Source organism: Mesorhizobium sp. M0772, from assembly GCF_040320135.1.
Taxonomy (GTDB): Bacteria; Pseudomonadota; Alphaproteobacteria; order Rhizobiales; family Rhizobiaceae; genus Mesorhizobium.
This window is the reverse complement of sequence record NZ_JAMYPB010000008.1, coordinates 1-21719: the sequence shown is the minus strand read 5'-3', so window position 1 is coordinate 21719 and position 21719 is coordinate 1. Positions and strand designations below refer to the sequence as shown.

The 21719-nt window shown below is 63.2% G+C and carries 23 protein-coding genes and 1 pseudogene; 10 read left to right on the top strand and 14 right to left on the bottom strand.

Annotation, left to right across the window (positions count from 1 at the left end):
- The first annotated feature begins 92 nt into the window (after positions 1-92).
- Positions 93-713: a DUF1062 domain-containing protein gene (locus NKI06_RS07480; protein WP_352984680.1), complete on the top strand. Its 621-nt coding sequence runs from the start codon at positions 93-95 to the stop codon at positions 711-713.
- A gap of 17 nt (positions 714-730) precedes the next feature.
- Here NKI06_RS07480 and NKI06_RS07475 read toward each other — a convergent pair whose 3' ends face one another.
- From NKI06_RS07475 to typA, 3 genes are all read right to left on the bottom strand, one after another.
- Positions 731-937 carry a hypothetical protein gene (locus tag NKI06_RS07475; protein WP_023688850.1) on the bottom strand — a complete coding sequence of 69 codons (207 nt, stop codon included), beginning with the start codon at positions 935-937 and terminating at the stop codon, positions 731-733.
- A gap of 52 nt (positions 938-989) precedes the next feature.
- The gene (locus NKI06_RS07470; RefSeq protein ID WP_352984678.1) at positions 990-1736 is read right to left on the bottom strand and encodes a M48 family metalloprotease; all 747 of its coding nucleotides are present in this window, start codon (positions 1734-1736) and stop codon (positions 990-992) included.
- 234 nt (positions 1737-1970) lie between these two features.
- Positions 1971-3800 carry a translational GTPase TypA gene (gene typA, locus NKI06_RS07465; protein WP_023681424.1) on the bottom strand — a complete coding sequence of 610 codons (1830 nt, stop codon included), beginning with the start codon at positions 3798-3800 and terminating at the stop codon, positions 1971-1973.
- 197 nt (positions 3801-3997) lie between these two features.
- Between typA and NKI06_RS07460 the strand changes: the two genes are divergently transcribed.
- The gene (locus NKI06_RS07460) at positions 3998-4276 is read left to right on the top strand and encodes a hypothetical protein (protein ID WP_023753187.1); all 279 of its coding nucleotides are present in this window, start codon (positions 3998-4000) and stop codon (positions 4274-4276) included.
- 100 nt (positions 4277-4376) lie between these two features.
- Here the strand turns inward: NKI06_RS07460 and NKI06_RS07455 are convergent, their stop codons facing one another.
- Positions 4377-5660, bottom strand: a complete 1284-nt coding sequence (locus NKI06_RS07455; RefSeq protein WP_023835196.1) for an MFS transporter — start codon at positions 5658-5660, stop codon at positions 4377-4379.
- Between the two features lie 73 nt (positions 5661-5733).
- Between NKI06_RS07455 and NKI06_RS07450 the strand changes: the two genes are divergently transcribed.
- Both NKI06_RS07450 and NKI06_RS07445 read left to right on the top strand, forming a co-directional pair.
- The gene (locus NKI06_RS07450) at positions 5734-6351 is read left to right on the top strand and encodes a TetR/AcrR family transcriptional regulator (protein WP_352984675.1); all 618 of its coding nucleotides are present in this window, start codon (positions 5734-5736) and stop codon (positions 6349-6351) included.
- A 255-nt stretch (positions 6352-6606) separates the two neighbouring features.
- Positions 6607-7203 (top strand): hypothetical protein, encoded by a 597-nt coding sequence (locus NKI06_RS07445; protein ID WP_023693212.1) that lies wholly within the window; start codon positions 6607-6609, stop codon positions 7201-7203.
- Positions 7204-7432: 229 nt separating this feature from the next.
- Here NKI06_RS07445 and ppa read toward each other — a convergent pair whose 3' ends face one another.
- From ppa to NKI06_RS07410, 7 genes and pseudogenes are all read right to left on the bottom strand, one after another.
- Positions 7433-7966: an inorganic diphosphatase gene (ppa, locus tag NKI06_RS07440; protein WP_023668623.1), complete on the bottom strand. Its 534-nt coding sequence runs from the start codon at positions 7964-7966 to the stop codon at positions 7433-7435.
- A 123-nt stretch (positions 7967-8089) separates the two neighbouring features.
- Entirely contained in the window at positions 8090-8596 is a 507-nt protein-coding gene (locus tag NKI06_RS07435; RefSeq protein WP_023688843.1) for a GNAT family N-acetyltransferase, read from the bottom strand.
- Between the two features lie 168 nt (positions 8597-8764).
- On the bottom strand, positions 8765-9403 hold the full coding sequence (locus NKI06_RS07430; protein ID WP_023700186.1) for a TPM domain-containing protein: 639 nt from the start codon (positions 9401-9403) through the stop codon (positions 8765-8767).
- Positions 9404-9409: 6 nt separating this feature from the next.
- Entirely contained in the window at positions 9410-10300 is an 891-nt protein-coding gene (locus NKI06_RS07425; RefSeq protein ID WP_352984672.1) for a TPM domain-containing protein, read from the bottom strand.
- Between the two features lie 34 nt (positions 10301-10334).
- A pseudogene (locus NKI06_RS07420) lies at positions 10335-10793 on the bottom strand (TPM domain-containing protein); the annotation flags it as partial.
- Between the two features lie 49 nt (positions 10794-10842).
- Positions 10843-11613, bottom strand: a complete 771-nt coding sequence (locus tag NKI06_RS07415) for a TPM domain-containing protein (RefSeq protein ID WP_352984809.1) — start codon at positions 11611-11613, stop codon at positions 10843-10845.
- Between the two features lie 239 nt (positions 11614-11852).
- Positions 11853-12485 (bottom strand): LemA family protein, encoded by a 633-nt coding sequence (locus tag NKI06_RS07410; protein WP_023681434.1) that lies wholly within the window; start codon positions 12483-12485, stop codon positions 11853-11855.
- A 150-nt stretch (positions 12486-12635) separates the two neighbouring features.
- Here NKI06_RS07410 and NKI06_RS07405 point away from each other — a divergent pair, with 150 nt between their 5' ends.
- From NKI06_RS07405 to NKI06_RS07380, 6 genes are all read left to right on the top strand, one after another.
- Positions 12636-12887: a hypothetical protein gene (locus NKI06_RS07405; protein ID WP_023698736.1), complete on the top strand. Its 252-nt coding sequence runs from the start codon at positions 12636-12638 to the stop codon at positions 12885-12887.
- A 133-nt stretch (positions 12888-13020) separates the two neighbouring features.
- Positions 13021-13905, top strand: coding sequence for a pyridoxal kinase PdxY (gene pdxY, locus NKI06_RS07400; RefSeq protein WP_352984671.1), 885 nt, complete (start codon positions 13021-13023; stop codon positions 13903-13905).
- Complete coding sequence (locus NKI06_RS07395) at positions 13902-14666, top strand: DUF429 domain-containing protein (protein WP_352984669.1); 765 nt, start codon at positions 13902-13904, stop codon at positions 14664-14666. The genes pdxY and NKI06_RS07395 overlap by 4 nt, the downstream gene beginning before the upstream one ends.
- A 149-nt stretch (positions 14667-14815) precedes the next feature.
- Positions 14816-15460 carry a carbonic anhydrase gene (locus NKI06_RS07390; RefSeq protein WP_023681438.1) on the top strand — a complete coding sequence of 215 codons (645 nt, stop codon included), beginning with the start codon at positions 14816-14818 and terminating at the stop codon, positions 15458-15460.
- 67 nt (positions 15461-15527) lie between these two features.
- The gene (locus tag NKI06_RS07385; protein ID WP_023668612.1) at positions 15528-15941 is read left to right on the top strand and encodes a hypothetical protein; all 414 of its coding nucleotides are present in this window, start codon (positions 15528-15530) and stop codon (positions 15939-15941) included.
- Between the two features lie 88 nt (positions 15942-16029).
- Positions 16030-18084 (top strand): M3 family metallopeptidase, encoded by a 2055-nt coding sequence (locus NKI06_RS07380; RefSeq protein ID WP_352984667.1) that lies wholly within the window; start codon positions 16030-16032, stop codon positions 18082-18084.
- A 159-nt stretch (positions 18085-18243) separates the two neighbouring features.
- Here NKI06_RS07380 and NKI06_RS07375 read toward each other — a convergent pair whose 3' ends face one another.
- Genes NKI06_RS07375 through NKI06_RS07365 form a run of 3 tightly spaced genes read right to left on the bottom strand, consistent with a single transcriptional unit; the run spans position 18244 to position 21435 of the window.
- Entirely contained in the window at positions 18244-19719 is a 1476-nt protein-coding gene (locus NKI06_RS07375) for a M81 family metallopeptidase (protein ID WP_352984665.1), read from the bottom strand.
- A 25-nt stretch (positions 19720-19744) separates the two neighbouring features.
- The gene (locus NKI06_RS07370) at positions 19745-20569 is read right to left on the bottom strand and encodes a carbohydrate ABC transporter permease (RefSeq protein ID WP_023737938.1); all 825 of its coding nucleotides are present in this window, start codon (positions 20567-20569) and stop codon (positions 19745-19747) included.
- Entirely contained in the window at positions 20566-21435 is an 870-nt protein-coding gene (locus NKI06_RS07365) for a carbohydrate ABC transporter permease (RefSeq protein WP_023726098.1), read from the bottom strand. Before NKI06_RS07365 ends, NKI06_RS07370 begins: the two co-directional genes overlap by 4 nt.
- Between the last annotated feature and the right edge of the window lie 284 nt (positions 21436-21719).

Below are 21719 nucleotides of genomic sequence, written 5' to 3'. Positions count from 1 at the left end.
TTCCGACATAGCTAGCTCTCGCCACGCCGTGCCCGCATGGGCATCTCGCCATTGCCGACCTGAAGAACTTCCACACTGGAAGGTCTTCCGGCTTGTCCCAACATCTCGCTATCCACTGGGCAATCACGCCCGAAATCGCGCCTCGACCCCTGGTCCACTGCAACCGCTGCAGCGCCGTGAAAGCCTATCGCTGCAGCGACAAATTCCGCGTCAACGCCAATGGCAAACGCATTGATGTCTGGCTGATCTATCGCTGCATCGACTGCGACAATTCGTGGAATTTCGGCATCTTCGAACGCTGCAACCGCCGCGACATCGAACCGACGCTGCTGACCGCTCTCGAAAGCAACGACCCGACACTCGCCCGCCGCCATGCCTTCGATGTCGTGGCGTTGCGAAACCGGGTCGGACGCGTCGAGGAATTTTCGGATGTCGCGGTCCAAAAGCGAAGCCTCGGCGAGAGGGGCGCAACGACGCTTGAAATCAGGCTTGGGCTGGAAATGCCGACATCGCTGCGGCTCGACCGCTTGCTCGCCGGCGAACTCGGCATCTCGCGGTCGCGGCTTCAGGCACTGGAGGAGAAGCTGGTGTTGACCGTCTTTCCGGAGGGAGCCAAGGCTTTGCGCAAGCCGGCTCGCGAGGGGACGATCATCCGCATCGACCTAGCCGGCGAAGCGGATCGCGAAGTCATCATCTCGGCGGCCGGAGGATGAGCCGCTGCGGCCAGGGGTTAATCGCTCTCTTCAGAGGTCGAAGCGATCAAACCCTTGGCCGCTTCGAGATCGCTGTCGGCGACCTGCACATGGGTCAGGCTTTGCCCGCTCGTATCGAGATGCGCCGAAAATGCATAAATCCCGTAGGCTTGAAGCATCGATATGCAGACCGCGGCCTCGGGCCGATTGTCGAATACCGCAGCCGTGACCAGTTTGTCGCTCATTGCGCGCCCTTAAGCTGCACCGACCACCTTGGCCGACCTTTCGAAACGCATCCTATACGGCTTCCAAATCCTTGGCATTTTTCCGTCGTTCAGACGCGCCAAGGAACCGCAGAGGGAAAGTAAGCATCGATAGATTGGGATGTGCCCTGCGCATCATTTTCCATGCGTAGCGGTCTGCCTGCTTTTCCTGATCGGGGTCTTGTCCCATTTCGACATGCTGCAGCGCATGGTGGCCTATTTCGTGATAGAGCGTTTTCTCGATCATGAATCTGCGAAATGCGTTGCCAATCCAATGTTTGGATGGGCGTCGCCAGACAATCTCGATGACCGATACTGTCTGGAGGTAAGTGCCGGCGAACTCGGGTTCGGGGATTTCCGGGATTATATAGATTCGCGAAATGCCGATCAGATCGGCTGCAGGTACATTTGCAAGCCTGTGCCCAATGTGCCGCGCCGCCTCCAAACCACTGTCGAGCTTGCCATGCTCCAGAACAGTGATGTCGCCAACTGAAGACCGCAGCCAGTCGTCCATCGCAAAGCGAACGATGCTGCGGAGCGCAGCGCGCATAAGGGGAGTTATCGGTCCTGCAAGCGAATCCGAAATATATCGTCGAGATGCATCTTCGTTAATATCGTGCAGGGCAGTAGCGAGGCCCGCCACAACCGTTGAAACTTCGCGATGGGAAACCTTACCCAGATCGATCTTTGCCAGCTCATACTCGATCGCCGGCAGTGCCGCGTTGCCAAATCCAACAAGCTTTTTGTGGGCTGCGATCCTTCGCCGCGTGTCGTCTTGCATAAGACTCCGCACGAAATCCCGAACGGCATTTCGCACCTCGCCTCCACCCACAGCTAGCATACCGTGCGGAGGAGTGAGAGGAACGAGAATATCATGACACTATGAGCTTCCGCTGTGGTCCTTTGAAGAGGCACCGCTGAGCTGGCTGGGCGCCAGGCTGCTCCCAGTGGGAAGCCTGTCCCATTCGTCGAGACGATGGGTTGGGTCGTCCCCATCTCGCCAAAACAAAAACCGTTACGCCGCGCCCACAACCTTGGCCGACTTCTCGAAGCGCTTGCGCTCGTTCGGGTCGAGATAGAGCTTGCGCAGGCGGATGGTCTTGGGCGTCACTTCGACCAGCTCGTCGTCCTGGATCCAGGCCAGCGCGCGCTCCAGCGTCATGCGGATCGGCGGCGTCAGCTTGACCGCCTCGTCCTTGCCGGCGGCGCGGATGTTGGTCAGCTTCTTGCCCTTCAGCACGTTCACTTCGAGGTCGTTGTCACGGCTATGGATGCCGATGATCATGCCCTGATAGACCTTGACGCCCGGGTCGATGACCATCGGGCCGCGGTCTTCGAGGTTCCACATGGCATAGGCCACTGCCTCGCCCTGTTCGTTGGAGATCAGCACGCCGTTGGTGCGGCCCGGTAGCTCGCCCTTGTAGGGCTGGTAGGCGTGGAACAGCCGGTTCATCACGGCGGTGCCGCGCGTGTCGGTCAACAGTTCCGACTGGTAGCCGATCAGGCCGCGCGTCGGCGCGTGGAAGACGATGCGCTGACGGTTGCCGCCCGAAGGCCGCAGCTCGACCATCTCGGCCTTGCGCTCCGACATCTTCTGCACGACGATGCCGGCGTGCTCCTCGTCGACGTCGATGACGACTTCCTCGACCGGCTCCAGCAATTCACCGTTCTCGCCCTTCTGCATGACGACGCGCGGACGCGACACGGCGATTTCAAAGCCTTCGCGGCGCATCGTCTCGATCAGCACGGCCAGCTGCAATTCGCCGCGGCCGGAAACGAAGAACGAATCCTTGTCGGGCGATTCCTCGATCTTGAGCGCGACATTGCCTTCGGCTTCTCGCAGCAGGCGGTCGCGGATGACGCGGCTGGTCACCTTGTCGCCTTCGGTGCCGGCGAGCGGCGAATCATTGACCAGGAAAGACATGGTCACGGTCGGCGGATCGATCGGTTGCGCATGCAACGCCTCGGTCACCGCCAGGTCGCAGAACGTGTCGGCGACGGTGCCTTTGGACAGGCCGGCAATGGCGACGATGTCACCCGCCTGGGCCTCTTCGATCGGCTGGCGCTCGAGGCCACGGAAAGCGAGGATCTTGGAGATGCGGCCGGTTTCGATCTGGGTGCCGTCATGGTGCAGCACCTTGACCGCCTGGTTGGACTTCAGCGTGCCGCTCTCGATACGGCCGGTGATGATGCGGCCGAGGAACGGATTGGCCTCCAGGATGGTGCCGATCATGCGGAACGGGCCGGGGTGAACGGTCGGCTCCGGCACGTGCTTGATGACGAGGTCGAACAGCGGCGCCAAACCCTGGTCCTTCGGGCCTTCCGGATTTTCCGAAACCCAGCCATCGCGGCCCGAACCGTAGAGGATCGGGAAGTCGAGCTGCTCGTCGGTGGCGTCGAGGGCGGCAAACAGGTCGAACACCTCGTTGACCACTTCGACGTGGCGGGCATCCGGACGGTCGATCTTGTTGATGACGACGATCGGCTTCAGGCCGACCTTGAGCGCCTTGCCGACGACGAACTTGGTCTGCGGCATCGGGCCTTCGGCGGCATCGACCAGCACAATGGCCGAATCCACCATCGACAGGATGCGCTCGACTTCACCGCCGAAATCGGCGTGGCCGGGGGTGTCGACGATGTTGATGCGGGTGTCCTTCCAGTCGACCGAGGTCGCCTTGGCCAGGATGGTGATGCCGCGTTCCTTTTCGAGGTCGTTGGAATCCATGGCGCGCTCGGCGACGCGCTGATTGTCGCGGAAGGAGCCGGATTGCCGCAGCAACTGGTCGACGAGGGTGGTTTTTCCATGGTCGACGTGCGCGATGATCGCGATATTACGAATTTTCATTTTGTGGTCTCGGGAGCGTTGCAGGCAGCAGGCCAAAAGGCGCCGCCTCTTTCGGTTGCGCGGCTCATACAGGGTTTTTCGCAATTGCGAAAGAGGAGGCGCACCACCAAATACTCATCAAATCTTAAGCATCTCGGTGTGAGATGGTTTTGTTAACCAAGGCGGGAACCTTTCTGGGCCCGGGTAGTTCGAAATTCATGACCGACAAACTCAACCGATTTTGGCCCCTCATCGCTTCGGTCGCATTCGCTGCCGTGCTGGCGGCCAATGCCGCTCAATCGGCCGCCACGGTGAAGGAAGCCAATCCGGCTTCGTCGTCCGACCGGACGGCCGAGCAGATGTTTGCCGACGCCCCTGATGGCGTCGACCCCGTGGTCACCGGCCCGGTCAGCGCCTCTTTCAAGCAGAGGCAGCAGGTTGCAGGCTGCGACAGCGCGGTGTGGCCGAAGATTCCGACGGTTTGCTACCCGGACTGACGGCTGCCCATTCCAGGCGTAGCGATCCTTCGCACCGACCCAAAGGCTTACGCCGACCGCACCGGATCGAGCGTCACCAGGGGGAGATTAGTACCGCGCCTTACGCCGCTTGCGGCTCCGGATCGAAAGCCGGCCTGCTCGTATTGATCAGCAGCGACAGACACGCAGCCACGATCGCCGTCATGCCGGCGATCAGGAAAGCCAGTTCGTAATTGCCCTGCAGTTCGCGCATGGTGCCGCCGAAGGCGGCGGCGGTGGCGGCGCCGACTTGGTGGCCGGCTACGATCCAGCCGAACACGATCGGGCCGCTGCGGTCACCGAAGGCCTCGTTGGCGAGCCTGAGCGTCGGCGGCACGGTGGCGATCCAGTCGAGACCGTAGAGCACGGCGAAGATGATCAGGCTGGTCGCCGAGAAGCCGGAATAGGGCAGATAGATCAGCGCCAGGCCGCGAATGCCGTAGTAGACGCCGAGCAGCTTGCGCGGGTCGAAACGGTCGGTGAGCCAGCCCGAGAGCGTCGTCCCGATCAGGTCGAAAATGCCCATAAGCGACAGCAGGCCCGCGGCCTGTACCTCGGGGATGCCCATGTCGCCGCAGAAGGAGATCAGATGCGTGCCGACCAGCCCGTTGGTGGTGAAGCCGCAGATGAAGAAGGTGGCGAACAGATACCAGAAGACGCGGGTGCCGGCGGCGCGGCGCAGCGTGTTGAGCGTATGCGCCAGGAAATTGCCTTGCGATGCCGGCGATACCGGCGGCACGTCATCGGCCCCGGCGCCATAGCGCACCATGCCGATCGAAGCGGGACGCTCCGGAACCAACAGCCAGACCAGCGGCAGAAGACAGGCGGTGGCGATCGAGACGGCGGTAGCGACGGGCTGCCAGCCGCCGGACTGGGCGAGCGATGCCAGCAGCGGCAGGAACACCAAGAGGCCGGTGGCGCTGGAGGCCGACATCAGCCCCATCACCAAGCCGCGATTGGTCTTGAACCAGCGGTTGACGATGGTGGCGCCGAGCACGGTGGCGACCGCGCCGGAGCCGATACCTGAAAACACGCCCCAGGTGAGGAACAGATGCCATGGCTCGGTCATCAGTAGGCTGAGCGCGGTCGAGCCCGACATGATCACAAGCGAGGCAAGCAGCGTGCGGCGCAAGCCGATACGCTCCATCAATGCGGCGGCAAACGGCCCGGTCAGGCCGTAAAGGAAGATGCCGATCGCGGCGGCAATCGAAACCGTATCGCGCCCCCAGCCGAAGCTTTTATCCAACGGCAGCATCATCACCGAGGGTGCGGAACGAAGCCCGGCCGCGATCAACAAGCAGAGGAAGATGACGCCAACCACGACGAAAGCGTAGCGCTGGCCAAACGGACGGGATTGAGCTATCATGTTACTGACCGGTACGTTGCAGGGTGAGGACCTGTATACGTACCGGTCGGTAACACGTCAATCGAGTCATACCATGCCAACGGACAAAAATTTTGAACTGACCATCAAGGACGGTCATGCAGTGGCACCGCCCAAGGCTGCCAAGAAAATCCTCGACGTGGCGTACGACCTGTTCTACCGCCGCGGCATCCGGGCGATCGGCGTCGACGAGATCGTCAAGCGCGCCGGCGTCACCAAGCCCAGCCTCTACCGCAGCTTTCCCTCCAAGGACGAGCTCGCCGCTTCCTATCTCAGGCAATATGACCGTGAGTATTGGGAGCGTTTCGACGAAGCCGTGGCTGCCCATCCCGGCGACCCGCGGGCACAGCTCAGGGCTTTCCTGACTCGCGTCGGCAAGCGCACGCAAAAGCCGGACTATCGCGGCTGCGGCATGACCAACGCGGCGGTGGAATATCCCGAACATGGCCATCCGGCGCGCGTCGTCAGCGAGGCCAACAAGCAGGAGTTGCGCCACCGCCTGCGCGCCATGGCCGCAGCGATGGGCGCTAAAGACCCTGACACGCTCGGCGACGGCCTGCTGCTGTTGATCGAAGGCGCCTATATCAGCGGCCAGCTCTTCGGCCTCGGCGGCCCGGCGCAATCGGTGGCCCGCAACGCCGACCTGCTGATCGAGGCGAGCTTGAAGAAATAACATTTCGAACGTTGGCGCCGCCCCTCACCTGCCGGCATCCTTTCCCGGAAATGGGGCGAGGAACGCTCTCATCACGATTTCGCCAATTGCCAGCGTTGCAAGGTTGTCGCCAGCGGCGCAGCCGGCCACTTTCTCCCGTTCAGGGGGAGAATTGCCCGGCAGGGCGATTTGGGCGGCGCCAACGTTGAGATTGGCACGCTAGGCCGGCCGCAGATTTGGCGATAGGCTGGGGCGAACTTCACGGGAGACGTCCGCATGCGAACCCTGCTGCTTGTTCCATTCGCCCTCGCCGCCCTATCCCAAACCGCCCATGCCGACGGAATATCCAGCGTCTACACCGACCTCGACTCGCAAAAGGATTGCGTCACCTATGCGCAGGCCGAGGAAGGTGACGGCGACTGGGCCGAACTCGCCTGCTCCGGCTATCGCGGCTATCCCGTGCTGATCGCCTACGACGATGCGCGTGAATCGCTATTCTACGGGTTTCCGCCCGGCGGCGAGATGACCTCGGTCTGGGAGAGCTTTTCCGGCTTCAACTCGTCCGGCGCCAAGGTCGAATGGCGCATCGAGACCAAGGGCGACGTTGCCGTTCCCTTCGCGGTGATCCACCGCCGCTCGATCAGCAATCCCGAGGATGAGAACAAGCCGACCGAAGTGCTGCTCGTCGCCAAGGTCGCCCAGATGGAAGCCCGCGACGGCTGCACCATCGGCCTCGTGCTCGCCACCGGCAACCCTCAGGCCAACGACCAGGCGCGCAAGCTGGCGGACGAAAAGGCGAAGAGTTTCGCCTGTGGCAAGGACAAGCACACCGTCATCGGCAACGTGCCGGCGTTTGGTCGGGTGGATAACTAGCCACGTGGGTGCAAGGCACCCTCCTCTGCCCTGCCGGGCATCTCCCCCTCAAGGGGGGATATTGGCAGCTTCGCTGGCGGCGCTTCTTCTTTCGGCGCTGAAAATTGACGAAAGCCGTTGCGACATCCGATCTCCCCCCTTGAGGGGGAGATGGCCGGCAGGCCAGAGGGGGGGTGCCTCGCGCTGGCGTTTGCCGCTTACTTGAACGAGACGCAGGCCTCTCTCGGCGCTACTTTGCCGCCTTCGCCCGTGCGATCGCGTCGACGATCATCTTCTTGGCGTATTTGGAATCGTGCCAGCCTTCGATCTTGACCCATTTGCCGGGCTCGAGATCCTTGTAGTGCTCGAAAAAGTGCTGGACCTGGTCGCGGGTGATCTCGGGCAGCTGCGTGTATTCGGTGACGTTTTCGTAGCGCAGCGTCAGCTTCGGCGACGGCACGGCAATGACCTTCTCGTCTTGGCCGGCATTGTCTTCCATCACCAGCACGCCGATCGGCCGCACATTGATGACGCATCCCGGCACCAGGGCGCGCGTGTTGCAGACCAGCACGTCGATCGGGTCGCCGTCGCCCGACAACGTGTGCGGCACGAAACCGTAATTGCCGGGGTAGCGCATCGAGGTGTGCAGGAAACGGTCGACGAACAGCGTGCCGGCCTCCTTGTCCATCTCGTACTTGATCGGCTCGCCGCCGATCGGCACCTCGATGATGACGTTGATGTCCTCGGGCGGGTTCTTTCCGATGGCAATGGCTTCGATTCGCATGGCTTAAATCCCTCTCTCGATGTCCAAGATCGATAGCGGGCGGCGCGGCATGGTGCAATGCGGCGATTGGTGCGAAGCGCTAACGGAAGCGCACGGTTTATGATGATTTGTAACCGAGGCCGGTCATTCCCAGACGAAGGCGACCTTCTTGAGCGCCCTCTGCTCGAAAATCTCGACGCCTTCGGCGACGTCACGGCCACCCGCGCCGGCATAGAAGGAAAGTGCGTTCTGGTTGTCTTCCAGCGCCCACACCACCATTCCCTTCAGCCCGTGGTCGGCAAGCCGCGCCCGCGCCGCCTTGAACAGCCGGCTGCCGAGCCCGATGCCCTGATATTCCGGACGCAGGTAAAGTTCGTAGATTTCGCCCTGTTGCTTCAGCTCGCGGGCGCGGTTCTTGCCGATCGTGGCATAGCCGGCGATGGTGCCGCCGATCTCGACCACCAGAACGGTGGCGGCGCGGCGGATGGCGTTGGCCCACCAGTCGGCGCCGCGGCGGTTGATCATCGAGGTCAGCGAGCGATGCGGGATGATGCCGGAATAGGCGCCCTCCCAGGCCAGCTGGTGCACGTCCGCAATGGCGCCGGCGTCGCGCGGTTCGGCTTTCCTGATGTCGATGCTCAGCGTATTCATGATTTGTTAACCATAAACCCGCATCGGCCATTTGCAAGAGTCGAGGTCAGCCCGCCGACCGCTTTCTCACAGCCGATCGCGACACTGCTGACAATGGGCAAAGCCTGCCTGGAAAACGCACCCAGCCGGCGCGGTCAGGCGTCCGTCCGGGTAGCGCGTGCTGGCTTTTCAGATCTCGACGAGATGATCGTCCAGTTCATTGGCATCGCCCGACGTCACCGGGAAATGCTCGGCCAGCACCGCGCCGACCTGCCCGATCGCCTTGACGAAGCCGTCGGCGAGCCGGTCGTCACCGGCATGCTGCAGGAGATCGCGCACCACGCCGTCCCAGACATGCTGGCCGACCTTGCTGTCGATGCCCGAATCGGCGACCACTTCGGCATAACGCTCGGCGATCGACACGAAGACCAACACGCCGGTGCGCGCCGTGGTGCGGTGGACATTGCGGGCGAGGAACTGCCTGAGCGCATTGTCATGTGCCGCCTGATAACGCTGCCGGCGCGGCACCAGATGGATGCGCAAGCCCGGCAGCGCCCACAAAAGCACCAACACCGAGGCCAGTGCCAGCAGTTGGACAATGACGAAATGCGGCAGCCGGATCGACAGCCACCAGGCTTCCAGCCCATAGGCGACGGCGAGGCTGGCAATCAGCATGCCTGATGTCGCCATGAAGGCGGCGGGAAAGAAATAGCCGTCGCTGGCATGCGCAACGACGCAGTAGATCTCGCCGTCGGTTTTGGCCTCGGCGGCGCGGATCGCGGTGGCGATGCGCTCATGGTCCTGTGGGCTGATCGGTCGTGTTGCCATCTTCTCTCACCACCTCCCTGAAGACCCGCCACCGCCAGACGAACCGCCGCCGCCTGAAAACCCGCCGCCGCTGCTTGAGCCCGAAGACCAGCTGCTGCCCGAACTTCCCGATGACCATCCGCTGCCCGACGACGAACTTGTTGTCCAGCTGCTGGAGCCCGAGGACGATCCGCTCGGCCCCTGGCCGTAGCGAAAGGTCATGCCCAGCCATTTATACACGCCCGGCGACAGCTTGGTGCCGAAGATCGGCGGCAGGAAGGCCATCGCCAGACCGCCGAAGAACATCGCCGCCCACAGGATCAGGAAGACCGCGACGACGGGATCGATGGGCGTGCTGCGGTCGGCCGGGTTGCGCTTGCCGCGCGCCTCCAGTTCTTCCGGGTTGCCTTCCAGCACCATGACCATGTCGTCGACGGCCTTGGAAATGCCGCCGGAGAAATCACCGGCGCGGAACGCCGGCACCATGTCGTTTTCGATGATCAGTTTGGTGTGCAGGTCGGTCAGCGTGCCTTCCAGCCCGTAGCCGACCTCGATGCGCATCTTGTGGTCGTTCTTGGCCACCAGCAGAAGCACGCCGTTGTTTTCGCCGGCCTGGCCGAGTTTCCAAAAGCGGAACAGCCGGTTGGCGTAGGGTTCGATCTCCTCGCCGTCGAGGCTGTTGATCGTGGCGACGACGATCTGGTCGGAGCCTTTGGTCTCGAAATCCGCGAGCTTCTGCGTCAGTGCCGCCTTGGTCGCGGCGTCGATAATACCGGCATTGTCCACCACCCGCCCGGTGAGTGCCGGCAGGTCTGCCGCCAAGGCTACGAACAGCATGGCGAGCATCGTCAACAAGGCGATGCCGATCGTCGCGGCTGCGCGGCCAGGTTTTGGCGGATTGAAGACGCGTACTGTCATGCCATCACAGCTCCCCTCAACCACCATGACCGTCCTCGATCACCATGATCATGTCGTCGACCGCTTTGGAAATACCGCCGGAGAAATCGCCGGCGCGGAAAGCCGGCACCATGCCGTCTTCAATGATCCGTGTGGCGTGCTGGTTGGTCAGTGTGGCCTCCAGCCCGTAGCCGACCTCGATGCGCATCTTGCGGTCGTTCACGGCCACCAGCAGAAGCACGCCATTGTTCTTGGCCTTCTGGCCGAGCTTCCAGGCGTTGAACAGCCGGGTGGCGTAAGGCTCGATCTCCTCGCCGTCGAGGCTGGGAACCGTCGCGACGACGATCTGGTCGGAGCCTTTGGTCTCGAAATCGGCCAGCTTCTGCGTCAGCGCCGCCTCGGTCGCGGCATCGATGATGCCTGCATTGTCGACGACACGACCGGTGAGGGCGGGCAGTTCCGCCGCCAGCGCCGCGAAGCTGACGAGCAAGACCAGCAAGGCAGCGCCGGTCATCGTGGCGAAGCGGCCATGCCAGGGATTGGCGATGCGTGTTGTCATCTCGTCACCAGCTTCCCGAGGAGCCGCCGCCGCCGGACGAACCGCCGCCGCCGGAAAAGCCGCCACCACCGCTTGAACCCGACGACCAGCCGCCCCCGCCCGAAGACCCGCCGCCGCTGGACGACCGCCGGCCCGGCTCGAATGTCATGCCGAGCCAGCGATAGCGGCCGGGACCGAGCTTTCTGCCGAAGATCGGCGGCAGGATGGAGGCAGCCATGCTGCCGAAGAAGATGATCGCCCAGATGCTGATGAAGACGGCGAAGAACAGATTGTCGGTATTGATGGGCGGGTTCTGGTTGCGCTCGCCGCGCGCCTCCAATTCCTCCGGATTGCCTTCCAGCACCATCACCATGTCGTCGACGGCCTTGGAAATGCCGCCGGAGAAATCGCCGGCGCGGAACGCCGGCACCAAGTCGTTTTCGATGATCAGCTTGGTGTGCAAATCGGTCAGCGTGCCTTCCAGCCCATAGCCGACCTCGATGCGCATCTTGCGGTCGTTCGGCGCCACCAGCAGCAGCACGCCGTTGTTTTCCTTGGCCTGGCCGAGCTTCCAGAAGCGGAACAGCCGGTTGGCGTAAGGCTCAATCTCCTCGCCGTCGAGGCTGGGGATGGTTGCGACGACGATCTGGTCGGAGCCTCTGGTCTCGAAGTCGGCGAGTTTCTGGGTGAGCGCGGCTTTGGTGCCTACATCGATGATGCCGGCATTGTCGACGACGCGGCCGGTCAGCGCGGGGAGGTCGGCGGCGAAGGCGGTGAGGGGCAGGAAGACGGCCAGAAAGGCGAGAAGAACACCAAGGTTGGCGTTCCTTCGCGTCCCCCTCTGTCCTGCCGGACATCTCCCCCTCGAGGGGGGAGATTGGCAATCTCGCTGCCGACGCTCAGCCGGCAACGCTGATAATTGGCGCAAGGACAGAAGACAGCTGATCTCCCCCCTTGAGGGGGAGATGTCCGGCAGGACAGAGGGGGGTGTGAAGGAACGCAAGGCTGGCAAAGGCCAAGCTCACCCAGACGTCATCACCCGCCCTGCTTCGTGCCGAAATCGACCTTCGGCGGCTGCATCTTGTCTTCTTCGACGGTGAAGTTGGCGAAGGGCTCGTTGCTGCGGAACCAGAAGGTTGCCCATAGCACCGACGGAAAGGTCCTCAGCGTCAGATTGTAATCCTTGACCGCCAGGATGTAGTCGCGCCGCGCCACGGCGATACGGTTCTCGGTGCCTTCGAGCTGCGCCTGCAGCGCCAGGAAATTCTGGTTGGCCTTGAGGTCGGGATAGGCCTCCGACACCGCGATCAGCCGCGACAGCGCGCTGGTCAGCCCTGATTGCGCATCCTGGAACTTCTTGAGCGCTTCGGGGTCCTTCAGCGTTTCCGGCGTCACCGTGATCTGCGTTGCCTTGGCGCGCGCCTCGACCACCGCATCGAGCGTGTCCTTTTCATGCGAGGCATAGCCCTTCACCGTCTCGACCAAATTGGGAATGAGGTCGGACCGACGCTGATACTGGTTCAGCACCTCGCTCCATGCCGCCTTGGCGTTTTCCTCCGCCGTCGGGATGGTGTTGAAGCCGCAGCCGGCGAGCAGAGGCAGCACGACGGCCATCATCAGCACGGCCGGCAGACTGCGGAAAGGGAAGGCAAGGCGCTGGGCAAACATGGTGAGGTCCCTCGACAGAAGTTGCATGCGAAGCATTAGCACAATCCGCGCTCAAGAAAATGTCTGCCGCTGGCGCGCATTCATGCGCCGGCGAGGCCCTGTGATTGATCGCGCGAACACGGTATGGTTGCCGGCAAACAGGACAGGACCATGGCGGAAGGCCGCGACGATGACAGCGAATCGCGCCGCATTATCGAGCGCGTGGCGAACGAGGGCGGCCTTGGCGGCGCATCGCTGGTGTCACGGGCAGCGAAAGGCGCGCGCGATCATGTTACCGCAGCGGAGGCCGACCGATCCGATCCGATCGAGGTCTGGGGCACCCGCATCGGTCGCGCACTTGGGCTCATCGTCGCCCTCGGCCTTTTGATCTGGCTCGTGTACTACGTCTCCCGGGGTAGCTAGACCATGATCCTGACAAGTAGGAACCGGTTTTCTCGGACAAACGGGAACCGTTTTGTCCGGAGATCATCCTCCAACCAAAGAGATAGATCAGGATGACGATTCAACGAAAAATGATCCGTATCTAGGATTTTCCATGAACAGCGAAAAAGCCGACGCGCCGCGCGCGGTCATCGTCATTTCCAGCCATGTCGCCCGCGGCTCGGTCGGTAACCGCGCCGCCGTGTTTGCGCTGGAGACGCTGGGCTTTCCGGTGTGGGCGGTACCGACGGTCATCTTGCCCTGGCATCCGGGCCATGGCCGCGCCACGCGCATCGTGCCGCCGCTCGACCAGTTCAAGGCGCTGATGGCCGATCTCGAGCGCGCGCCCTGGCTGGGTGAGGTCGGTGCGGTGCTGTCGGGCTATCTCGGCGAGGCCGGCCAGGCCGACGCCGTCGCTTCGCTGGTCGCGGCCATCAAGGCCAAGACGCCGGACGCGATCTATATATGCGATCCGGTGATGGGCGATTCCGGCGGGCTCTACGTGCCCGAGCTGACGGCCGCCGCCATGCGTGATCGACTGATGCCGATCGCCGACATCGCCACCCCCAACCGCTATGAGCTGGAGTGGATGGCCGGCGCGCCCTTGCCCGATCTGAAATCCGTGATCTCGGCCGCCCTCCATGCCGGACCGTCAACAATGCTGGTGACGTCGGCACAGTCGATGATGACCGGCGGCACCGGCAATCTGCTGCTTGACGGCACCCAGGCGCTGCTGTCCGAACACCGCCTCATCGACAAGCCGCCGAATGGCCTCGGCGACCTGACTGCGGCCGTCTACCTCGCCCGCATCCTGTCGGGGCAGCCGCCGATCAAGGCGCTGCAATCGACCACCGCCGCCGTCTACGAAATCCTGGCGCGAACCGCCAAGCGTGGCGGCGACGAGCTGCAGCTTGAAACCGATGCCCAGAGCCTGTCGCACCCGATGGCGATGGTGCAGCTGCGCCACCTCACCCATCCGGGGCGGGACCGCCGGGCGTGACCTCGACCGTGGTCGTCGGCGTAGACGGCTGCAAGGCCGGCTGGATCGCCGTCCGCCGCGATCTGGACGCCGCGCCGTCAGTCCGCGTCTTTCCCAGCTTTGCGGCCCTGCTCGACGCCTTGCCCGCCGATGCGACAGTGGCCGTCGACATGCCGATCGGCCTGCCGGACGTCTCGCAAAGAGGCGGGCGCGGGCCGGAGACCTTGGTACGGCCAATGCTCGGAGCACGGCAATCCAGCGTCTTCTCTATCCCGTCCCGCGCGGCCCTCTACGCCGAGATCAGCGACTTCACCACGGTCGAGGCCTGGTATGAGGCGCATCGGCGCGCCAGCGAGGTGGCCAGGGCGACCTCCGATCCGCCACGCGGCGTCTCGATCCAGGCCTTCGGCATCTTTGCCAAGATACGCGAGATCGACGCGCTGCTGATTGCACGTCCGCAACTGCGCCGCCGCGTCTTCGAATCGCACCCCGAAGTGGCCTTCTGCCGGCTGAACGGCGAAAAACCGATGACGCTGCCGAAGAAGATCAAGGGCGCAGTCAATCCTGCCGGGATGGAAGAGCGCAAGGCACTGCTCTGCCGGCACGGCTATACCAGAGCTTTCCTTGACCAGCCGCCGCAACGCGGTGCTGCCGCCGACGATTTCCTCGACGCCGCAGCGATGATGCTGATTGCCGGACGCATTGCCGGCGGCGAGGCAAAGCCGTTTCCCGACCCGCCGCTTGCCGACCGTTTGGGCATTCCCCTGGCGATCTGGGCGTGAGGCAAGCGGCGAGCCATGCGTGCGGCATGGCGATTTGCGACGAAGCCATCCGCAATTCGGCATTGCCCGCGACGGGCATTTGCCGTTAGAGCCTTTCTAACTTGAAATGAGCTGCCGTCGCTAACCCCGAAAGGCTTCATCCCTAGCCCATGCCCCATCTCCCCGAACATCTTTGGACCGGCTACCGCAACTTCATGAATGGCCGCTATCTCACCGAGAGCGGACGCTATCGCGAGCTCGCCCGCGAAGGGCAGGCGCCCGAAACCATGATCGTTGCCTGCTGCGATTCCCGCTCTGCCCCCGAGGCGATCTTCGACGCCGGTCCGGGCGAACTGTTCGTCCTGCGCAATGTCGGCAATCTGGTGCCGCCCTATGCGCCGGACGGCGAGTTCCACTCGACCTCGGCCGCGCTCGAATTCGCCGTGCAGAGCCTGAAGGTTAAAAACATCGTGGTGATGGGCCATGGCCGCTGCGGCGGCATCCGCGCCGCGCTCGACACCAATTCGGCGCCGCTGTCGCCCGGCGACTTCATCGGCAAATGGATGAGCCTGATCGCGCCGGCGGCCGAAACCGTTTCGTCCAGCACGTTCATGACGGCAACCGAACGGCAGACGGCGCTGGAGCGTATTTCCATCCGCTATTCGATCGCCAATCTCAGGACCTTCCCTTGCGTCTCCATCCTCGAAGGCAAGGGGCGGCTGTCGCTGCATGGCGCCTGGTTCGACATCTCGACAGGCGAGCTCTGGGTGATGAACAAGGACACTGGCGACTTCGAGCGGCCGGATTTGACGTAGACCCATGATCCCGAAAAGTGGGAACCGGTTTTCGGATAAGGGCATGGTCAAATAAGAGGAGGGAAGAATGCGGGTTTGGCGTGCGATCGCTTTCGCCGTAGCGGCGCTGCTGATTTCGCTCGTCCCTGCCCGCTCCGATGACGGCGCCATTATCGACCGCTGGTATTCGGCGCTGCTGGTCGCCGATCGCACCGAATTGTCGGACCTGCTCGCCGACGATGTCCGCATCAAGCTCGACGATCTCGGCGTCGTGCAGTCGAAGCAGGAGTTCATCGCGTCGATCGACGAATGGAAGGGCGCGGTCGCCGGCGCCGCAATCCGGCATCGCGTCGAAAAGAGCGAGGCCGGCGTCACCACTGTCATCGCCTGCTATGATTTCCCCAACAATGACATGCTGATGCAGGAAACGTTCGCCGTCACCGGCAACCGCATCACCGCCAGTTCGCAAGCGGCGATCGCGGAAAATTGCGACGGCTTCTGACGCGGGCTTGAACGGCCGCGCTGTTGCGCCGCGCCAGTCATCGCCCTACATCGGTCAGCAAGCTCCGCCAATCATCGAAAGATCCCCCATGCCGTCCACGAAAACCGTCGATCTCGCCGCCCATCCGCTGACCAAATGGCAAGGGCCGCTCGGCCTGCCGGATTTTGCCAGCATCGGCGACGACGATTTCTCCTCGGTGTTCGACGCGGCGCTGAAGGCACATGAGGCCGAAATCGATGCGATCGCCGGCAACAAGGATGCGCCGACCATCGAGAATACGCTGGCAGCCCTCGAGCTCGCCGGTGAGCCGCTCGACCATGTCTCGTCGATCTTCTGGTGCCGGGCCGGCGCCCACACCAACGATGCGATCCAGGCGCTGGAGCGTGAGATCTCGCCGAAGATGTCGCGGCATTTCTCGGCGATCTCGATGAACGAAAAACTGTTTGCCCGCATCGACGACCTCCACCAGCGCCGGGAGACGCTAAAACTCGACGTCGAGACGCTGCGGGTGCTGGAGAAGACCTGGAAAGGCTTTGTGCGATCGGGCGCAAAACTCGACGCCGACGGCAAGAAGCGGCTGGCCAACATCAGCGAGGAGCTGTCCTCGCTCGGCACCACTTTCGGCCAGAACGTGCTGGCCGACGAGCGCGACTGGGCGCTGTTCCTCGACGAGGCTGATCTTGCCGGCCTTCCGGACTTCGTGAAGAGTTCGATGGCCGAAGCCGCCGAGACGCGCGGCCAGAAGGGCCGCTACGCAGTCACCTTGTCGCGCTCTATCTATGAGCCGTTCACGACCTTCTCCGAACGCCGCGACCTGCGCGAGACCGCCTTCCGCGCTTTCACCATGCGCGGCCAGAACGGTGGCGCCAGCGACAACACCGCAGTGGTGCGCGACATGCTGAAATTGCGCGCCGAAAAGGCCAGGCTGCTCGGCTATGCCTCGTTCGCCGCGCTGAAACTCGACGACACCATGGCCAAGACGCCGAAGGCTGTGCACGACCTCCTCGACCCGGTCTGGGAGAAAGCGCTGGAGAAGGCCGCCGCCGACCAGAAGGAGCTGGAGCGGCTGGCGACCAAGGCAGGCAGCAACGAAAAATTCGCCGCCTGGGACTGGCGCTTCTACCAGGAGAAGTTGCGCGCCGAAAAATTCGCCTTCGACGAGGCGGAACTGAAACCGTATCTGCAACTGGACCGGGTCATCGACGCCTGCTTCGACGTCGCCACAAAACTGTTCGGCATCACCTTCGAGGAGAAGAAGGGCATCGCCGCCTGGCATCCCGACGCGCGCGTCTTCGTGGTGAAGAACGCCGATGGCAGCGAGCGCGGCCTGTTCCTCGCCGACTATTTCGCCCGATCCTCGAAGCGTTCTGGCGCCTGGATGAGCGCGCTGAAGTCTGGCTACAAGCTTGGGGATGGCTCCAAGCCGGTGATCTACAACATCATGAACTTCGCCAAGCCGCCGGCGGGGGAAGCGGCGCTGCTGTCGGTCGATGAGGCCAAGACCCTGTTCCACGAGTTCGGCCATGCTTTGCACGGCATGCTGACCGACGTCACCTGGCCGTCAGTGGCGGGCACGTCGGTTTCCCGCGATTTCGTCGAACTGCCTTCGCAGCTCTACGAGCACTGGCTGACGGTGCCCGCAGTGCTGGAAAAGCATGCGCTGCATGTTAAGACCGGCAAGCCGATGCCGAAGTCGCTGCTCGACAAGATGCTGGCCGCCCGCACGTTCGGCGCCGGTTTCGCCACGGTCGAGTTCACAGCGTCGGCGCTGATCGACATGGCGTATCACGCGCGGCCGGATGCGCCGGCGGAACCGCTGCGTTTCGAAGCCGAAACGCTGGAAAAGCTTGATATGCCCGACACCATCGCCATGCGTCATCGCACCCCGCATTTCGGCCATATCTTCTCCGGCGACGGTTATTCAGCCGGCTACTATTCCTACATGTGGTCGGAAGTGCTCGACGCCGACGCCTTCGCCGCCTTCGAGGAGACCGGCGATCCCTTCAACCCGGCGCTGGCGGAACGGCTTCGGAAGAATATCTATGCCGCCGGCGGGTCGAAGGATCCGGAGGAGCTGTACACGGCGTTCCGCGGCAAGATGCCTTCGCCGGAAGCGATGATGGTGAAGCGGGGATTGGTGTAGCGCGGCTTTCCCTTCTCCCCCTGTGGGAGAAGGTGGATCGGCGCGAAGCGCCGAGACGGATGAGGGGTGTTCCAGGGAACGCCGACGCCTCACTCCGCTGGAACACCCCTCATCCGTCGCCTGCGGCGACACCTTCTCCCACAAGGGGAGAAGGTGAGCCTATACTGCCCAAGGATCCGCCACCCTGGGCCACACCGGCCGCGTCAATTTCTTGTAATCCGTCACCGCCGGATTGCTCGGATACGAACTCGGCGCCGAGACATAAATAATCTCCGCCGCGATCCGTTCAAAGCCGGCGTAGAAATGGTTGGTCGACTTGATCAGCAATATGTCCTTCGACAACGGATCGACGCCGATGTTGGAGAAAATATCCGGCTCGAAGGTCTGCGTGCGGTTGGTGTTGAGGATGATGTCGATTTCCGTGCCCTCGACGCGCACCAGCGCCGTTGGCCCGAGCGTCACCCGGCTTGGCCCGAAGCTCTGCCAGCCCTCGCGGACAGCCTTCAACACCTTGACGCGCGCATCGATCGGTTCGCCGGCCAGCGGCCCGGCCTTGCCGCCGAAGCGCAGGTCGATGACGGCGCCTTCGCCTGCCGCCTGGCAAAATGTGACGGCGATCGGGTCCCAGATCGTCGCCACGCCAAAATTGTCAACGTCCTGTTCCAACATGGCGCGCAGCACAACGGTACCGTCGCCGGCGACGCCACCGCCGGGATTGTCCCAGATGTCGGCAATCACAACCGGCTTGCCGGGGTTTCCCTTGCGCACCGCCAGTGCCCGCGCGATGCCATCCTCGGTGTTCAGCATCGTCATCGCCGTCTTTTCGCGCATGGCGTAAAGCTCGCGCCCTAGCCTCTCCGCCAGCGCATCACCCTTGGCCTTGTCATTGTCGGTCACGACCAGGATGCGCGTGCCCATTTCGGGCACGTCCGCGGCCATGAAGCCATGGATGACCGACACCGACAGCACGCCGTCCTTGCCGTGCAGCGCCTTGATGCGGTCGACGAAGGAGCGCATCGGCTCGCGGCTGGTCGGCAGCACCTGGATCATGCGGCAGTCGAAGGTCGAGATCACCGGCTTGATCTCGTCGCGCGCCGCCGCCAATCCAAGCTCGACGACATGTTCGCCGCGCTCATAGAAGTCGGTGTGCGGGAATTCGAGGAAATAGGCCATGACATTGCATGCCGCGACGCGCTTTGGGGTCAGATGACTGTGCGGGTCGAGCTCCACCGCGATCACCACGTCGGGCCCGACGATTGCGCGAACCCGTTCCAGCAGATCGCCTTCGCAATCGTCATAGCCTTGCGCCACCATGGCGCCGTGCAGGCCGAGGATGACGGCGTCGACCGGCAAGGCTGCCTTCAACTGGCCGAGAATCTCGTCGCGCAACGCCTCATAGGTCTGCCGCTGCACCAGCCCGCCCGGCTCCGCCCAAGTGGCGGTGCCTTCGATGACGGTCAGCCCTTCGGCAGCCGCACGCCGGCGCAGCGCGACCATCGTCGATGAGCACAAGGTCGGCGTGTCTGGATGCTTGCCCGGCCCGGCATAGAACGCCATCTCGAACGACGCCCGGTCGGTCGGCACCGGCGAGAAGGTGTTGGTTTCGGTCGCCAGCGAGGCGGTGAAGATGCGCATGAAAGCTCCGTTGTGAATGGCGAGGTTATTTGACCGCCCCGAGCGCCAGCCCGCGGACGAGATAGCGCTGCAGCCAGATGAACAGAATCGCCACCGGCAGCGTCGCCAGCAGCGTCGCCGCCATTACATGGTGCCATTCGATCGTGTAGCGGCCGGCGACCAGCGAGAACACCTGGATCGGCAGCGTGTAACTTTCCTGGCTGCGCAGCATTGTGAGCGCAACGACGAACTCATTCCATGCGTTGATGAAGGTGAAGATGGCGGTGACCGCGATTGCCGGCAGGCAAAGCGGCAGAAACACTTTTCGCAAGGTCAGCCAGCGGCCGGCGCCCTCCATCCACGCTGCTTCCTCGAGATCGCGCGGGATGGTGTCGAAATAACTCTGCAGCATCCACACGGTGAAGGCGACGTTGAAAGCCATGTAGATGACGCCGAGCGCCGTCGTCGATTCGATCAGGCCCCAGGCGGCCATCAGCCGGAACAGGCCAAGCACCAGCACGATCGGCGAGATCATCTGCGAGATCAGCAGGAACTGGCGGAAGGCGCCGTAGCCGGCAAAGCGAAACCGCGACATGGCGTAAGCAGCCGGCACCGAGATCAGGATGGCGCCGACGGTGGCGATAACAGAGACATAGAGCGAATTGGCCAGCGCCTCGCCAAAGCCGGTCGCCACCCACATGTCGGCAAAATTCGACCAGTGGAATTCGCTTGGCCACCAGGTCGGCGACAGCACCTCCTGCCGCGGCTTGACCGCGGTCAAAAACATCACCGCGAAGGGGAAGATGGTCACCACGAGCAGCGGCGAAAGCAGCAGCCAGGCAATGATCGTGCGCTTCAGCTTGGGCATCATGCGCGTTGCTCCCGCATGGCGAGGCGCACATAGATCATGGTGAAGATCAAAAGGATGGCGAACATCAGCAGCGACACCGCCGATGCTTCGCCAAGCTTGCCGATGCGGAAGGCCAGCTTGTACAGATGGGTGACCAGGATGTCGGTCGAGTTGGCCGGCCCGCCCTGCGTCATCACCCAGATGATCGGGAAGGAATTGAAGACGTAGATGGTGTTGAGGACGATGGCGATGTTGATGAACGGCTTCAGCAGCGGAAAGGTGATCTCGCGGAACTGCTGCAGCGGCGTCGCCCCCTCCAGGGCCGCCGCCTCGTAGAGGTCGTCGGGGATCGACGACAGGCCGCCGAGGAAGATGGTCGTGGTGAACGGTACCGTCACCAATATGCCGATCAGCACCTGCATCGGGAATGCCGTCTCGGCGCGCGCCAGCCACTGGATGTTCTCATGGATCAGGCCAAGCCCGATCAGCGCCGAGTTCAGCATCCCGCTTTCGCCGTTGAGCGCCCAGCGCCAGACCACCGCCGTCATCGTCAGCGACACCGCCCAGGGCAGCATGATGATGACGCGGGCAATGCCGCGGCCGTAGAAATCGGTATTGAGGATCATCGCCACGGGGACGGACAACAGCAGCGCGCCGCCGACCACCAGCACGGTCCACAGGCCGGTGCGCCAGAGTGCCGCCAGGAAATCGGGATCGGCGAGGAAGGCGGAATAATTGGCGAAATCGTTGAAGTCCCGCAGCTGCCCAAAACGGCTGACATCATGCGTCGATATCTGGATCAGGTCCCAGACCGGCCAGAAGATGACGACTGCGGCCAGAAACAGGCTGGGCAAGGTCAATAAATAGGGCAGGTAACGATTTTGCATCGGCCGGATTCGTACCGTGTTGGACATAAGTGGCGCTGGCGCGCCAGCTCGGATCAATCTCGCATATCGGTCTAAGGCAGCGCTTCAGGGTTTGAATCTCCTGCGGACGTTTGCGCTGCCCCTCACCTGCCTGCCCATCCTCCGCAGCGGTTGCGGAAGGGAGCCCTTCCTCTCCCCCGTTGATCGGGGGAGAGGTGGGGGGGGGGGCGCCGGGGGGGGGGGGGGGGGGGGGGGGGGGTGGGCCGGTTGGGCGGGCGGGGGGGGGGGGTGTTGGGGGGTTGGGG